This window comes from Pseudomonas sediminis (assembly GCF_002741105.1).
Lineage (GTDB): Bacteria > Pseudomonadota > Gammaproteobacteria > Pseudomonadales > Pseudomonadaceae > Aquipseudomonas > Aquipseudomonas sediminis.
The window spans coordinates 237,723-252,675 of record NZ_NIQU01000006.1 but is presented as its reverse complement, the minus strand read 5'-3'; the positions used below and the strand labels follow the sequence as shown (position 1 = coordinate 252,675).

Sequence of the window (14,953 nt, the reverse complement as noted above, 5' to 3'; positions counted from 1 at the left end):
TCTCGCTATCGGCATCGCCGTTGCGCTGGTTCCGCTATTGGCAGGCCTTTGGTCCTTGCAGCGCCGGCTGGCTCGCGAGCAAGGCGAACAGGCGTTGCTGCAGGAGCGCCTGGAGCATGCGCAGCTCAGCCAGACCGGTTTGCTGGCGCAACTCGATGATTGTCGCGCCGAGTTGGCCGAGGTCAGCGAGATCAAGGTGGAGCAGCAAACCGAGTTGGCCGGTTTGCGCCGTGAGAATGAGCTGCTGCAGCAGGAGCGGCAGATTGCCCGCGAGGCCGCGCAGTCTTGGAATCAGCAGCGCGAACGTAACGAAGCTGAATTGCGTCGGCTCACCGCCGAGTGTGCGGCGCTGGCTGCCGAGCTGCAGGAAAACCGCGACAACCAGCAGCAGCGTCTTGATGATCTGCAGGGCGCGCGCAACGAGCTGCGCGCCCAGTTCTCCGAACTGGCAACGAAGATCTTCGATGAGCGTGAGCAGCGTTTCGCGGAGACCAGCCAGCAGCGCCTCGGCCAGTTGCTCGACCCACTCAAGGAGCGCATCCAGGCGTTCGAGAAGCGCGTCGACGAGAGTTATCAACAAGAAGCGCGAGAGCGTTTTTCCCTGAACAAGGAGTTGGAGCGCCTGCAGCAGCTCAATCAGCGCCTGGGCGACGAGGCAACCAATCTGACCCGTGCACTCAAGGGCCAGAAGACTCAGGGCAACTGGGGCGAGTTGGTGCTGGAGCGGGTGTTGGAACATGCCGGCCTGGAGAAGGGGCGTGAGTACCACACCCAGGTCAGCCTCAAGGGCGCCGGTGGCGAGCGTTTTCAGCCTGACGTGCTCATCCGCCTTCCAGGCGACAGGCAGGTGATCGTCGATGCCAAGGTCAGCCTCAGCGCTTACCAGCAGTATGTCGCGGCAGTGGACGAACCGATTCGCCAACAGGCGCTCAAGCAACACCTTATCTCGCTGCGTAGCCACCTCAAGGGTCTGTCCGGCAAGGATTATCAGCGCTTGGAAGGGCTGCACAGTCTGGATTTCGTGCTGCTCTTCGTGCCCATCGAGGCGGCCTTCGCCGCGGCGCTGCAGGCCGAGCCGGACCTGTTCCAGGAGGCCTTCGAGCAGCAGGTGGTGATCGTCAGCCCGACTACCTTGCTGGCTACGCTGCGGGTGATCGACAGCCTCTGGCGCCAGGAGCGTCAGGGCCAGAACGCCCGCGAGATCGCTGAGCGCGCCGGTCAGCTATACGACAAGTTCGTCGCCTTCGTCGCCGATCTGGACGAGATGGGCAGCCGTCTGCAGCAGTTGGACAAGGCTTACGCCAGTGCCCGCAACAAGCTGGTGGACGGTCGCGGCAACCTCATCGGCCGTGTGGAGAATCTCAAGCTGCTGGGCGCTCGTGCGAGCAAGAGCCTGCCAGGCGAGCTGCTCGAGCGCTCCGCTGATCTGCCAGCACTGGATGAGCTGGGCGAGTGAGCTGACACCGCATGCCGCGCCGGTGACACGCTCAGCAGTGGTTAAAAGGGCGCAAGCCTCCGGCCAAGATGCGGCTAGCCACGCAACGTCAGGTGGCGGCTGAGCAATGCCCGCAGGGCCGCAGGCTTGACCGGTTTAGGCAGGTAGTCGAGGCCGGCGGCATGGACCTCGGCGACCAGTTCCGGGCGGCCGTCAGCGCTGATCACTACTCCCGGTACCGGTTCGCCCAGGCGCGTGCGTAGCCAGGCCATCAGTTCGGTGCCGGTTTCGCCCTCGTCGAGGTGGTAGTCGATCAGCGCCAGTTGCGGGCGTACGTCCTCGCTGAGCAGGTGCTCGCACTCCAGACGATTACGCGCTGTCCACACCTGGCAGCCCCAGCGTGACAGCAGGCTGTACATGCCGGTGAGGATGCTGTCTTCGTTGTCGATGCAGATCACCTGGGTGCCCTGCAAGGGCTGGCCATCGACTGCCGGTACGACTGGGCCTTGTGGCTTCGGCGCCGGTTTTCTCGCCAGCGGCACGCTGACGCTGAACACGCTGCCTTTACCTGGCCAGGAGCGCACTTCCAGGCGGTGGGCGAGCACGCGGCAGAGACCGTCGGCAATCGCCAGGCCCAAACCCAGGCCTTTCTCGGCGCGCGTCTGGTGGCTGTCGAGGCGCTTGAATTCCTCGAAGATCACCTTGCGCTTGTCCTCGGGGATACCCATGCCGCGGTCCCAGACTTCCAGGCGCAACTGATTGCCTTCACGGCGTACTCCCAACACCACGCGGCCTTTGGCGTAGCGGAAGGCGTTGGTCAGGAAGTTCTGCAGCACTCGACGTAGCAGCTTGATGTCGCTGTCGATCCATTGCCGACTGCCGCGTACGCGCAGGTCGATACCCTGTTCAGCAGCCAGCACGCCGAACTCGGCGGCGAGGGTGTCGAACAGGCTGGAGAGGGCGAAGGCGTGACGGTCCGGCGTGATCCGGCCGTTTTCCAGGCGCGAGATATCCAGCAGGTCGGTGATCAGGTCCTCGGCCGAACGCAACGAGCTGTCCAGATGCCGTACCAGCTCCTGGGCCTCGTTGGGCAGGGCGTCATCCTGGTGGGCCAGCGCTGCGGAGAACAGTCTGGCTGCATTGAGCGGTTGCATCAGGTCATGGCTGACGGCGGCGAGGAAGCGCGTTTTCGATTGGTTGGCGGCTTCGGCGTGGGCCTTGGCTTCGGTCAGTGCCTGGTTCAGCTTCGACAGCTCATGGGTGCGTTCGGCAACCCGTCGTTCGAGGCTTTCGTTGGCGTCCTTAAGGGCGCGCTCGGCTTCGCGGAATTCGGTGATGTCGGTGAAGCTCATGACGAAACCACCGCCCGGCATGGGATTGCCGATCAGCTCGATCACCCGGCCGTTGGGGAATACCCGCTCATAGCTGTGAGCGGTACCCTGGCGCATCCAGTACAGGCGCTTGGCGACGTTCTCCTCCAGATCGCCGCTGCCCAGCATGCCACGCTCGGCATTGAAGCGAATGATCTCGGCAATGGGGCGCCCTACGTAGATCAGGCCCTCGGGGTACTCGAACAATTCCAGGTAACGGTGGTTCCAGGCCACCAGACGCAGGTTCTGGTCGACCACGCTGATGCCCTGGGTGATGTTCTCGATCGCACCCTGCAGCAAGGCGCGGTTGAACTGCAGTACCTCGCTGGCCTCGTCGACGATGCGTACCACATCCTCGACCTGCATCTCGCGGCCTTCGATGGCGGCCTTGACCACTGCGCGGGTCGAGGATGCGCCCAGCACGCCAGCGAGCAGACGTTCGGTGTGGGCGATCCACTCACTATTGGCCGGCTGGTTGGGATCGAAGTCCTTGCCTTTGCCCTGTCGCAGGGCGAAGCGATTGAAGCTCTGGCGTGCGCGTTCTTCGCCGACGAAACGGCTGGACAGCATCAGCAAATCGGCCACCTGCACTGCCAGCAGGCTGCGGTTGCTGGGTTTGGTGCCCAGGTCATGGCCGATGAAGCGCCCGGCCTGCCAATGCTCGGAAACTCGGGTTCGAGAGAACCAGGAAACCCAGGCGAACAGCAGCATGTTGCCAGCCAGTGACAGCACCACGCCGCGCGTCAGCGGGTCGACCTGCAGGCCGATGGGGGCGTAGAGCAGGGCGGTGAGCCCGGGGAAGCTGTCCAGCGACCAACCCATGCCACGTGCCGCCAGCGGCAGCACCAGGGTGTAGAACCAGAGCATGGCGCCGAAGATCAGGCCAGCGAATACGCCGCGGCGGTTGGCTTGCTTCCACACCAAGGCGCCGAACATGGCGGGGGCCAGTTGGCCAATGGCGGCAAACGACACCTGGCCAATGGTGGCCAGGCTGGCGCCTTCGCCGAGCAGGCGATAGCAGACGTAGGCCAGTAAGAGGATCAGCACGATGCTGACCCGGCGCGCGGTGAGCATCCAGTGACGGAAAGCCTCGAACGGCCGCTCGGTACTCTGCCGACGCAACAGCCAGGGCAGCAGCATATCGTTGGATATCATGGTCGACAGCGCCACCGAAGCGACGATCACCATGCCGGTGGCGGCCGAGGCGCCGCCGATGAAGGCTAGTACCGCCAGGCCCGGATGGGCTTCGGCCAGGGGCAGGCTGATCACGAAGGAGTCCGGTGTCACGCCTGCTGGCAGCAGCATCTGTCCGGCGAGGGCGATGGGCACGACGAACAGCACGGCCAGCACCAGATAGGCCGGGAATACCCAGCGCGCCAGGCGCAGGTCCTTGGGTTCGATGTTCTCCACCACGGTGACGTGGAACTGCCGCGGCAGGCAGACGATGGCAATCATCGCCATGCCGGTCTGCACCAGCATGGCCGGCCAGTTCACCGCTTCGTTCCAGAAGTCATCCAGCTCGGCGGTGTTGTGCGCCTGCTCCAGCAGGTCGTTGAAACCGTTGTACAGGCCGAAGGTGACGAAGGCGCCCACGGCGAGGAAGGCCAGCAGCTTGACCAGCGACTCGAAGGCAATCGCCAGCACCATGCCGCGATGGTGCTCGGTGACGTCGAGGTTGCGGGTGCCGAATAGAATGGTGAACAACGCCAGGGCCAGTGACACGATCAGCGCGGTGTCCTGGGCGCTGGTACCGGTGTCCTGGGCATGAACGCCGATCAGCAGGTTGACCCCGAGCACGATGCCCTTGAGTTGCAGGGCGATATAGGGCAACACACCGACCAGGCAGATCAGCGCCACGACGATGGCCAGGGACTGCGACTTGCCGTAGCGCGCGGCGATGAAGTCGGCGATGGAGGTGATGTTCTCCTGCTTGCTGATCATCACCATCTTCTGCAGTACCCAGGGCATGGTCAGCAGCAGAATGATCGGGCCCAGGTAGATCGGCAGGAACGACCACAACTGTTCGGCGGCTTGGCCGACGGCGCCGAAGAAGGTCCAGCTGGTGCAGTAGACGGCCAGCGACAGCGAGTACACCCAGGCGCGAATCTTCGGCGGCATGGGCGCGCTGCGGCGGTCGCCATAGAAAGCGATGGCGAAAAGAATGGTCATGTAGATCAGGGCGACCGCGGCGATCAACCCGGGGGACAACGACATGCAGACTCCGAAACGCGCGCTGGAACGAAATGAGCCTGGCCGCCGAGGCGAGGCCGATGTTGATCAGTGTTGCACAAAGCCACGCGCTGTCGGCTGCGACCAAGGTAGCAGCCAAGCCGGCGTGCTTTGCGACGGGACTCGATTGTGCCGCAGCGCAGGGGCTGATAGCTTGGCTGGTTTGCGACTCTGTCCGAGGAAGGACCCTATGTTCAAGCCGCAGCTGGTGACTTTGCAACGTGGCGCTCTGCGCCTGGAACCGCTCTCCGACGCCGATATCCCTGGCCTGGTGGCGCTGGCCGAGGCTAACCGCGAGGAGCTGCTGTACATGAGCGGTACCCAGCGGCTGGACTGGTACCGCAGCGCGCTGGCCGATCTGCGTGAGCAGCGGGCACTGCCGTTCGTCATTCGCCTGGGTGACGAAATGGTGGGTACCACGCGCTTCGCCGACTTCATGAACACCCTGCCGGCCTGTGAAATTGGCTGGACCTGGCTTGATCACCGCCAGCATGGCAGCGGGTTGAACGCCAGCATCAAGTATTTGATGCTCAAGCACGCTTTCGAAAATTGGGGCATGGTCCGCGTGCAGCTGAAAACTGCCGCCAGCAACCTGCGTTCGCAACGCGCTATCGAGAAGCTCGGCGCAGTTCGTGAAGGGTTGCTGCGCAACCATCGCCGCCTGGCTGATGGCCGGCTCGATGACACCGTGCTGTACAGCATCACCGACCTGGAATGGCCGGCGCTGCGTGAGGCGATGGAGGCGGGCTTCAACGCCTGAGCCGTATGCACAGTCGTGAGCAGACCCGCTTCTGGCAAGCCTCCGCATTGAGCGGAGTCGAGCTGTTGCAGGCGCGCTACCTCGAGCAGCGTTTCGCGCCGCACGTACATGAAGGGTTCGTCTTCACCGTGATCGAGCATGGCGCCCAGCGCTTTCGCCACCGTGGCTGCGATCATTTGGCGCCGCAGGGCAGTATGGTGCTGATCAACCCTGATGAAGTGCACACCGGCTCCAAGGCGCACGAAGACGGCTGGCGCTATCGCGGTTTCTATCCCGACAACGCCCAGGTACTGGGAGCGCTACAGGAGCTGGGTCTGGCCAAGGCTGGCATGCCGTCGTTTACCTTCAGCGTGCTGCATGATCCGCGTTTGCACGCGGCCTTTCTGCAACTGCACCAACTGCTCGAACATGGCGCCGAGGCGTTGCAGCAGCAATTGGCCTGGCGTGAGGCGATCCTGTTGCTGTTCCAGCATCATGCACAGCTCGCCGAACCACCTGTGCCTGGGCGCGAGCCCTGGGCCGTGGCTTGTGCCAAGCAGATGCTCGCCGAGCGACTGGTCGAGCCGCCGTCGCTGGAAGAGCTGGCGGCTGCGGTCAACCTCTCACCTTTTCACTTCGCGCGCGTATTTCGCCGCGCGACCGGCTTGCCGCCGCATGCCTGGCTCAAACAGCGTCGCCTCGAACAGGCGCGGGCGTTGCTCAAGACGGGTTGCACGGCGGTCGCTGTGGCGATGCAACTGGGCTTCGCCGATCAGAGCCACTTGTCGCGACAGTTCAAGCAGGTTTATGGCGTGAGCCCAGGCGAATATCGCAGCGCGGTGGCACGAAGCTGATAGTTCGTAGGGTGCGCCGTGCGCACCAGGACTCCGTACATTTCCCCGGTGCGCGCGGCGCACCCTACCGAACGGTAACGGCCGCCATAAAAAAACCGGCGCTCCTTACGGAGGCGCCGGCTCTTTCAGCCCGCTATGTCGATCAGAATTCGTGATCGGCGGTGTCCGGGTTCAGGTCGCTGATGCCCAGCTTGCCCGCGGCCTGTTCGATGGCGCCGGTCTGCTTGACCAGTGCGGCGATGGCATCACGTACCAGTTGCTGACCTTCCGCGTTGCCTTCCGCGATCAACTGATCGAAGTGCACGTTGTTCTTCTCGGCACTGTCGACCAGCGCTTGCAGCTTGGCTTCGGTTTCCTGCAGGTCGGCCTTGAGCGTGGCGTCGGCCTGGGCGTCAGCCTTTGCCACCAGTTCGGACAGGCTCGGGCCGGTCAGGGTGCTGCCGTCGACCTTCTTGTACTCGCCCAGGTAAACGTTGCGAATGCCTTTGCCGTTGTAGAAGTGCGAGTTGTGGGTGTTGTCGCTGAAGCAGTCATGCTCGTCTTCGGTGGAGTTGGCCTCCAGTGCGACCTTCATGCGCTCGCCGGCCAGTTCGCCGAGCGACAGGCTGCCCATGCCGAACAGCATCTTGCGCAGACCGTTGTCTGCCGAATCGGCGACCAGTTCGCTGCGGTAGTTGCCTTCTACGCCGTCCTTCCACTGCTCGACCATGTCGTTCAGGTCGCTGACCAGCAGGTCGGTGGCGGCTTTCAGGTAAGTGCGGCGGCGTTCGTTGTGGCCACCGGTAGCGCCTTCACCCACCAGGTAGTCGGTGTAGGGACGCTCGCCAGCACCCGGTTCGGTGCCATTGAGGTCCTGGCCCCAGAGCAGGAATTCGATGGCGTGGTAGCCGGTGGCGACGTTGGCCTCGGAGCCACCCAGTTCGTTCAGGCTGGCCAGCAGCTCGCCAGTGATTTCGCTGACGTCGATCTTGTCTTCACCGACCTGGATTTCGGTGTTGGCGATGATATTGGCTTGTGCGCCCGGGTTGCCCAGAGCGTGCTGGTAGTCTTCGGCCACGTAGTCGATCAGGCCTTCGTCCAGCGGCCAGGCGTTGAGCTGACCTTCCCATTCGTCGACCACCGGGTTACCGAAACGGAACACTTCGGTCTGCATGTACGGCACGCGTGCGGCCAACCAGGCTTCGCGCGCAGCTTTCAGAGTCGCTTCGCTGGGGGCGGCGAGCAGGGCGTCTACCGCGCTTTGCAGGGCCTTGCCGGTGCTCGCTGCGTCGCTGAACACGGCCAGGGCGAGATCGGCGTAATGATTGACCACGGCCTTCGCCGCTGCTTCGTCGACCTTCGCCGCAGTGGCTGGCGCTGCGCTCTCGGTGGCGGCGGCAGGCGCTGCAGCCTGGGGGGCGGGGGCTTTGTCTTCGCCACAGCCAGCGAGGGAAATGGCGATGGCCAGCAGGCTGGCGGAGGCCAGAGGCATACGAATCATGGCGGGGTCCTTTGCATGTACGAAATGTGGACGGTACTCAGTGGTACCTGAAAAACTGCGACATAATGCAAATGTTTCGCATTATGTGTAAAGGCCATTATTTGTCGTTGTGCGGGATATCGCTATCGGGCCAGCTTGTTGCCGTTAGAATGCCAGCACCCGATTCGCAGTTCTGCATGGAGAAAACTGCATGAGCCTGACCGCTGTGATCATCATCGTTGTCCTCGTCCTGCTCGGCGCCTACGCGGTGTCGTTGTACAACGGGCTGGTACGCCTCAAGCATGGCGTGAGCAAGGCTTGGTCGAACATCGATGTGCTGCTCAAGCAGCGGCATGACGAACTGCCCAAGCTGGTGGAAACCTGCAAGCAGTACATGCAGTACGAAGGCTCGACCCTGGAGCGGGTGATTGCAGCGCGTAGCGCCGTTGCCAGTGCTCGCGAACAACATGATGTCGGCGCTCTGGGCAAGGCCGAGAGTGGTTTGCGCGCGGGCCTCGGCCAGCTATTCGCGCTTGCCGAGAACTATCCCGAGCTGAAGGCCAACGACAGCTTCCAGCACCTGCAGCAGCGCATCAGCGGCCTGGAAAACGGCATCGCCGATCGCCGCGAGCTGTACAACGAGGCGGTTAACCTCAACAACGTGCGCATCGAGCAGTTCCCCGATGTACTCATCGCGCGCATGTTCAACTTCCAGGCTGCCGAACTGCTGGTGTTCAGCGAGGCGGAAAAAGCCGATGTAGATATGAAGTCGCTATTCAATTGAGCGTCAGCCGATGATGCAGGCGGACCCCTTCGGCTTCTTTTTCACGCTGACGTTCACTCTAGGCGCCTGCCTGGGCGGCGCCTGGTGGTGCCTGCGGGGTTGGTCGCAGGCGCGCCATCTGCTCGACACGCCGACCTCGAAGATTCGCTCGGCGGCGCAGGGTTACGTTGAGCTCTATGGGGTGCTTGAGACGCTGCCGGACATGCAGTTGCGCGGGCCGCTGACTGGCAAGCCCTGCCTGTGGTGGCGCTTTCGCATCGAGGAATATCGTTCCAGCGGCAAGAAGCGCAGCTGGCGGGTAATCGAGAGTGGCGCCAGCGATGCCTGGTTACGCCTGGTCGATGGCACCGGCGAATGTCTGATCGACCCACGTGGTGCCGAGATTCATGCGGCGGTGCGTGACGTCTGGGAGGGCAACCTGCGGCACCCGCTGGGCCCGGCCAAGAGCGGATTGTTCGGTTTTCTCACCAGCGGTCAGCGTTATCGCTACTGCGAGGAACGCTTTCACGTTGGCCAGCCGCTGTATGCCATCGGCGATTTTCGCACCCGTGGCGCTGCGCAGCAGGGGTTCGACAGGCAGGCCGCTCAGGGCGAAGTGATCCGTGAATGGAAAAGCGATTACGTCGGCCTGCTGCGGCGCTTCGACAGCGATGGCAACGGCGAACTCGACGAGCAGGAATGGAATCGCGTGCGACTGGCGGCGCAGCTGGAGGCAGAGGATCGCCATCGGCAAAAGGTATCCGAGCCGGCGCGGCATCACATGGCCAAGCCCGGCGAACGGCAGCCGTTCATTCTTTCCAATAGCGGTGAGGACGAACTGGCTCGCAGCTTCTACTGGCAAGCCGCCGGTGGCGCCCTGCTGTGCCTGGCAGGTGCGTTGGCCACGGCCTGGTTATTCGGTGTGCAGAACTGGTAAGCCGTGTGGCGGGCTAGAACAAAAACGCCGCGACGAATCGCGGCGTTTTTTGTGGCTGACGTTTAGAGCGTCGCGGCTGAACTCAGGCGGCGTGACTGCTTGAGGAACAGCGTCAAATCGCGCGCTAGCAGCGGCTTGCTGTACAGGTAGCCCTGACCCTCATGGCAGCCCTGGGCGATGATGTAGGCCTCCTGCTCGGCGGTTTCCACGCCTTCGGCGATGACTTGCATGCCCAGGCTCTTGCCCAGCTGGATGATGGCGCGAACGATGGTGGCGTCGTCTTCGTCCTCGAGCAGATCCTGCACGAAGCTCTTGTCGATCTTGATCTTGTCCAGCGGCAGGCTCTTCAGATAGCTCAGCGAGGAATAGCCGGTACCGAAGTCGTCGATGGCGATCAGCGCGCCGGAGCGGCGCAGGCTGAGCAGGTGCTGGGCGGCGGTGCTGATGTCTTCCATCAGGCCGGTCTCGGTGACTTCCAGCTCCAGGCTTTTGGGCGGCAGGCGATAGACCTGCATCAGATTGTTGACCACGCGCGGCAGCTCGGCGTGGTGCAACTGCACGGTGGACAGGTTGATGGCCATGCGCAGATCGCTGAAGCCCTGGTCATGCCATTCGCGCAGTTGGCGGCAGGTCTGGTCGAGAATCCATTCACCAATGGGAATGATGGTGCCGTTCTGTTCGGCCAGCGGGATGAACAGGTCCGGTGCTACAAAGCCATGCTGCGGGTGCTGCCAGCGCAGCAGTGCTTCGACGCCGACCACGCGGTGGTCGCGATAGTCTATCTGGGGCTGGTAGACCAGGTGCAACTGGTTCTGCGCCAGAGCATCGCGCAGATCCTTTTCCAGCTCACGACGGCGACGCATCTCGCTGTCGACGCTGGCGATGTAGAACTGGTAGCGATTGCGCGAACGACTCTTGGCCAGAGTCATGGTCTGCTCGGCTTTCTGCAGCAGCTTTTCAGTGCTATCGCCGTCTTCCGGGAACAGGGTGATGCCGATGGTGGCGCGCAGGCGTACTTCGTGCTGATCGAGCAGGAAGGGCAGCTCCAGGTCGTCGAGTACGCTCTGCGCCAGCTCGGCAGCTTCGTAGGGTTGTTCTATATCGGCTTGAACCAGGGCGAACTGGTCGCCGCCCAGGCGGGCCAGAGCGCCGAGACGGCCGCTATGGCTGCGCAGGCGGTCGGACAGTGCGAGTAGCAACTGGTCGCCGCTCTGGTAACTGAATTGTTCGTTGATACCCTTGAAATCATCCAGGCCGACGCAGAGTACGGCTACGCGGCGCTGCAGGCGGCCGGCATCTTCGAGAATCTGGTCGAGTTGCTGTTGCAGTTGCTGGCGATTGGGCAGACCTGTGAGGAAGTCGTACTGAGCCATGCGCAGCAGGCTGTTCTCGGCTTCACGGCGCAGGTGGGTATTGCGCTCGATGGAGGCCAGCAACTGGTTGGCGGTGTTGATCCACAAGCCCAGCTCGTTCTTCTCGTTGCCCTTGAGCATGGGCAGCTTGTGTTCGCTGGGGCGGTCGGGATTGATGTTGGTGAGGTGCTCGATGATCTTCGACAGCGGTTTGGTCAGCAGCCAGTGATAAACCAGATAAAGCACCAGGCCCATGGCCATGGCGCGCAGCACCCCTGAGATGAAGATGATCACCGAGTTGGTGACGAAACTTTCACCGTAAGGCGCCGTATCGAGGGTGATGTTGAGGTCACCGTAATACTCGCTGTAGGGGCCGCGGCCGACCAGTTTGGTGGCGAACTGCTGCTCCTGCCCGAGAATCGGGTCGGTCAGCCAGCGAGTCGGCATCTGTGCCAGATCGCGAGTGCGCTCGGCGAGCATGGGTTCGTTGGGGTGGCCAATGGAGGCGTGACGCACCGATTCGTGCTGGAACAGCCCCTCGATCACCTGCATGCCCATCTCGCGGTCCAGGCTGTATACCGCCTGAGTGGAGGGGTCACGGAACATGCCGAGGATGCGATGGGCATCGTTGGCCACCGCCTGACGTGTCTTGTAGGCGTCGAAGACAATCTGCGCACAACTCAATACCACCCCGACTACGAGTGCTGATAACAGCACCACGCGGAGCAACTTGAGTGACAAGCTGTTCTTCAATTCCAGCTTCAAAGGCAATTCCTTATGTCGATGCTTACAGCGTCAGTCAGACGAGAGTATTGGCAATCTAGGCCTGGCCGTCAAAGGGCCATCATGCCTGGTGGCACTATTTATTCACAAGGAACGCTCTTGGTGCGCATCGCGGCCTCTAGGTCGGCTCCTTGCTCTGTGTCGGTGCGATTGTTACGGACTTGAGTACCCTTGGTCGCATTGACCCCTGTTGCTGTTACGCCTTGTTTCGCGCCGTTCGTCGCCTGTTTCGAGGCTGGCACAAGAGTTGCGAAGGCCGGGCATCGACCAGGAGGGGACTCGTGATGAAAACGCTCATGCTGTTGCTCGTCGCTGTCAGCTTTGCCCCACAGGCTCATGCCGCCAGCGAGGAGGCCGTCAATACGGCCTGGCTGGTGTTGGCCAGCGTGCTGGTGTTCTTCATGCAGGCGGGCTTCGCCTTGCTGGAGAGCGGTATGTCGAGGGCCAAGAACGCGGTCAACGTGATGATGAAGAACTACATGGACGGTTGCGTGGGTGGCATCGTGTTCTGGTTGTTCGGCTTCGGTTTGATGTTTGGCGCCAATGTCACCGGCTGGTTCGGCATGAGTCATTTCGCACCGAATGACGGCGAGCCCTGGGACTACACCTTCCTGCTGTTCCAGATGATGTTCGCCGCCACCGCTGCGACCATCGCCAGTGGTGCCATGGCCGAGCGCACGCGGTATGGCGCCTATTTGATCGGGGCGGTGCTGATCAGCGGTGTGATCTACCCGATATTCGGCAGCTGGGTGTGGGGTGGTTTGTACGGCGGCCAGGGCTGGCTGGCCAAGCTCGGCTTCATCGATTTTGCCGGCTCGACCGTGGTGCACAGCATCGGTGCCTGGTGCGCGCTGGCTGGGATTCTGGTGCTTGGCCCGCGCCTCGGGCGTTTCTCACCTGATGGCAGGGCGCGTTTGATTCCCGGGCACAACCTCGGGCTGGTGGCATTGGGCGGTTTCATCCTCTGGGTAGGCTGGTTCGGCTTCAACGCCGGCAGCAACCTTGAGGTCAGCAGCAGTCTCGGGTTGATCGCCCTGAATACGCATCTGGCAGCGGTCGCTGGCGCGCTCGGCGCTCTGCTGGCGCAGCGCAGCACGGCCAGCCCGGTACTGTTGACCACTACGGTGAATGGCTCGATTGGCGGGCTGGTCGGCATCACCGCCGGCTGCGCCAGCATGGCACCGGGTTTCGCTTTGCTCAGTGGTCTGATCGCCGGGTTTGTCGTGGTCTACGGCATGCGTTTGCTCGATCGCCTGCAGCTCGACGATGTGGTCGGTGCGATTCCAGTCCACGGATTCGCCGGTATCTGGGGCACCCTGGCTGCAGGTCTGTTCTATCAGGGCGACCTGTTCAACTGGGAGCGTGTCGCGGTGCAGGCATTGGGTGCTGCGGCAGCCTTTCTTTGGGCCTTCCCGGTCACCCTGGTGTTCTACTTCCTGCTGGCCAAGACCATGGGGCTACGGGTTTCGACCCAGCATGAGCAGCGCGGGCTGGATTTTGCCGAACATGCCGAGGTCGGTTATCCGGAGTTCAACCTGACGCAGACCTTCGACAGCGAGCAATGGTCGAGGAGGGGCTGAGTATGAGATTGAGCCTGCGTCGTCGCGCGATCTACACCGGCCTGGCCGGACACTTTTCGGATGAAGAGGTCTGGCCACTGCTGGCGCTGTGGGAGAACAAGTACGCGGAGCAGCCGCCGTTCGCTCTCAATGGGTTTCTCGCCGAGGTGGTGCTGCGTACCGAGCGCAAGCTCGAACGTGCACGCCTATATCGCGAACTGGTCGGCGCCCTGACAGGGCCGCCCTCGCAACTGTTGCCTGACCCGGAGGAGCAGCTGGCTGCCTGGCGCCAGGGACGCAATGAAGCCGTAAGGCAAGTGGCGACTCCGGATAGCGCCGCGCAAACGACTTTCCTGGCTCTGAATCAGGCCTTGCTGGAGCAACTCGATGGCACGCAGCAGGCGGCGCTAAGGCGCTTTGCCGCCGGCAACCTGTCCGGTATGGGCGTGAGCTCCGAGCTGTCGACGCGTTTGCGTATCTGGTTGGAGCAGGGTGGTGGCGACGGCATCGCCAATCTGGGGCTGGAGCAGCTGCGCAAGCTGTTGAACCTGCTCTATATCGGGCTCTGCGAGTTTCTCGGGCCGGTACGTGCTGATCGCGTACTGAGTCAGGCGGTCAACCGTGTGGAGGGGCAGGGGGTGGAGTTCTCACCACGTCGACTGCTCTAGATAGCCAGTGTCAGAAACGAAAAACCCGGCCATCAAGGCCGGGTTTTCGCATTACGGGGCTGAGATTCAGGCCGCGTAGTTCTGGGCGACGAAGTCCCAGTTCACCAGGTTCCAGAACGCCTCGACGTACTTCGGACGCAGGTTGCGGTAGTCGATGTAGTAGGCGTGTTCCCAGACGTCGCAGGTCAGCAGCGGGGTGTCGCCGGAGGTCAGCGGGCAGCCAGCGCCGATGGTGCTGGCCAGGGCCAGGGAGCCGTCAGCTTTCTTCACCAGCCAGCCCCAGCCGGAACCGAAGGTACCGATGGAAACTTTGCTGAACTCTTCCTTGAACTTGTCGAAGGAACCGAAGGCAGCGTTGATGGCGTCAGCCAGTGCGCCGGTCGGCTGGCCACCGCCGTTCGGCGACAGGCAGTTCCAGTAGAAGGTGTGGTTCCACACCTGAGCGGCGTTGTTGAAGATGCCGCCCGAGGAGGTCTTGACGATTTCTTCCAGGCTCTTGCCTTCGAACTCGGTGCCCGGCACCAGGTTGTTCAGGTTCACGACGTAGGTGTTGTGGTGTTTGTCGTGGTGGAACTCGAGGGTCTCGGCGGAAATGTGCGGCTCGAGGGCATTCTTTTCGTAAGGCAGCGGCGGCAATTCAAAAGCCATGGTCTATCTCCTACTCAGGTCGTGTGCGGTATGCGCAAGGCCGATCACGGGCGGCCTATAGGCGGCGTCGAGTTTGTACTCTTTGCGCCGCAGACTCGGGATCATAGCACCCAGCCACGGCCATAACCACGCAACATCTGTGTGGGAAAGCCGGTGC

11 protein-coding genes are annotated in these 14,953 nt (G+C 62.6%); 7 read left to right on the top strand and 4 right to left on the bottom strand.

Features of this window, described 5'->3' with window-relative positions:
* The first annotated feature begins 94 nt into the window (after positions 1 to 94).
* Positions 95 to 1,456, top strand: coding sequence for a DNA recombination protein RmuC (locus tag CDO35_RS16295; RefSeq protein ID WP_166432421.1), 1,362 nt, complete (start codon positions 95 to 97; stop codon positions 1,454 to 1,456).
* A 74-nt stretch (positions 1,457 to 1,530) separates the two neighbouring features.
* Here the strand turns inward: CDO35_RS16295 and CDO35_RS16290 are convergent, their stop codons facing one another.
* Positions 1,531 to 5,019 carry a hybrid sensor histidine kinase/response regulator gene (locus CDO35_RS16290; RefSeq protein ID WP_099525734.1) on the bottom strand — a complete coding sequence of 1,163 codons (3,489 nt, stop codon included), beginning with the start codon at positions 5,017 to 5,019 and terminating at the stop codon, positions 1,531 to 1,533.
* 205 nt (positions 5,020 to 5,224) lie between these two features.
* On the opposite strand from CDO35_RS16290, the gene CDO35_RS16285 reads away from it, so the two are divergent.
* Together CDO35_RS16285 and CDO35_RS16280 are read left to right on the top strand one after the other, a co-directional pair.
* Positions 5,225 to 5,794, top strand: coding sequence for a GNAT family N-acetyltransferase (locus CDO35_RS16285; RefSeq protein WP_099525733.1), 570 nt, complete (start codon positions 5,225 to 5,227; stop codon positions 5,792 to 5,794).
* A 5-nt stretch (positions 5,795 to 5,799) separates the two neighbouring features.
* Positions 5,800 to 6,627, top strand: a complete 828-nt coding sequence (locus CDO35_RS16280) for a helix-turn-helix transcriptional regulator (protein ID WP_099525732.1) — start codon at positions 5,800 to 5,802, stop codon at positions 6,625 to 6,627.
* Positions 6,628 to 6,769: 142 nt separating this feature from the next.
* Here the strand turns inward: CDO35_RS16280 and CDO35_RS16275 are convergent, their stop codons facing one another.
* Positions 6,770 to 8,107 (bottom strand): imelysin family protein, encoded by a 1,338-nt coding sequence (locus CDO35_RS16275; RefSeq protein ID WP_099525731.1) that lies wholly within the window; start codon positions 8,105 to 8,107, stop codon positions 6,770 to 6,772.
* Positions 8,108 to 8,297: 190 nt separating this feature from the next.
* On the opposite strand from CDO35_RS16275, the gene CDO35_RS16270 reads away from it, so the two are divergent.
* Both CDO35_RS16270 and CDO35_RS16265 read left to right on the top strand, forming a co-directional pair.
* Positions 8,298 to 8,870 carry a LemA family protein gene (locus tag CDO35_RS16270; protein ID WP_074917075.1) on the top strand — a complete coding sequence of 191 codons (573 nt, stop codon included), beginning with the start codon at positions 8,298 to 8,300 and terminating at the stop codon, positions 8,868 to 8,870.
* A gap of 10 nt (positions 8,871 to 8,880) precedes the next feature.
* The gene (locus CDO35_RS16265; RefSeq protein WP_099525730.1) at positions 8,881 to 9,786 is read left to right on the top strand and encodes a GIDE domain-containing protein; all 906 of its coding nucleotides are present in this window, start codon (positions 8,881 to 8,883) and stop codon (positions 9,784 to 9,786) included.
* A gap of 62 nt (positions 9,787 to 9,848) precedes the next feature.
* Here the strand turns inward: CDO35_RS16265 and CDO35_RS16260 are convergent, their stop codons facing one another.
* On the bottom strand, positions 9,849 to 11,903 hold the full coding sequence (locus CDO35_RS16260) for a putative bifunctional diguanylate cyclase/phosphodiesterase (RefSeq protein ID WP_099525729.1): 2,055 nt from the start codon (positions 11,901 to 11,903) through the stop codon (positions 9,849 to 9,851).
* 302 nt (positions 11,904 to 12,205) lie between these two features.
* Here CDO35_RS16260 and CDO35_RS16255 point away from each other — a divergent pair, with 302 nt between their 5' ends.
* Together CDO35_RS16255 and CDO35_RS16250 are read left to right on the top strand one after the other, a co-directional pair.
* Positions 12,206 to 13,501 carry an ammonium transporter gene (locus CDO35_RS16255; protein WP_099525728.1) on the top strand — a complete coding sequence of 432 codons (1,296 nt, stop codon included), beginning with the start codon at positions 12,206 to 12,208 and terminating at the stop codon, positions 13,499 to 13,501.
* A gap of 2 nt (positions 13,502 to 13,503) precedes the next feature.
* On the top strand, positions 13,504 to 14,148 hold the full coding sequence (locus tag CDO35_RS16250; RefSeq protein ID WP_099525727.1) for a hypothetical protein: 645 nt from the start codon (positions 13,504 to 13,506) through the stop codon (positions 14,146 to 14,148).
* 66 nt (positions 14,149 to 14,214) lie between these two features.
* Here the strand turns inward: CDO35_RS16250 and CDO35_RS16245 are convergent, their stop codons facing one another.
* Positions 14,215 to 14,796: a superoxide dismutase gene (locus CDO35_RS16245; RefSeq protein ID WP_003462535.1), complete on the bottom strand. Its 582-nt coding sequence runs from the start codon at positions 14,794 to 14,796 to the stop codon at positions 14,215 to 14,217.
* Between the last annotated feature and the right edge of the window lie 157 nt (positions 14,797 to 14,953).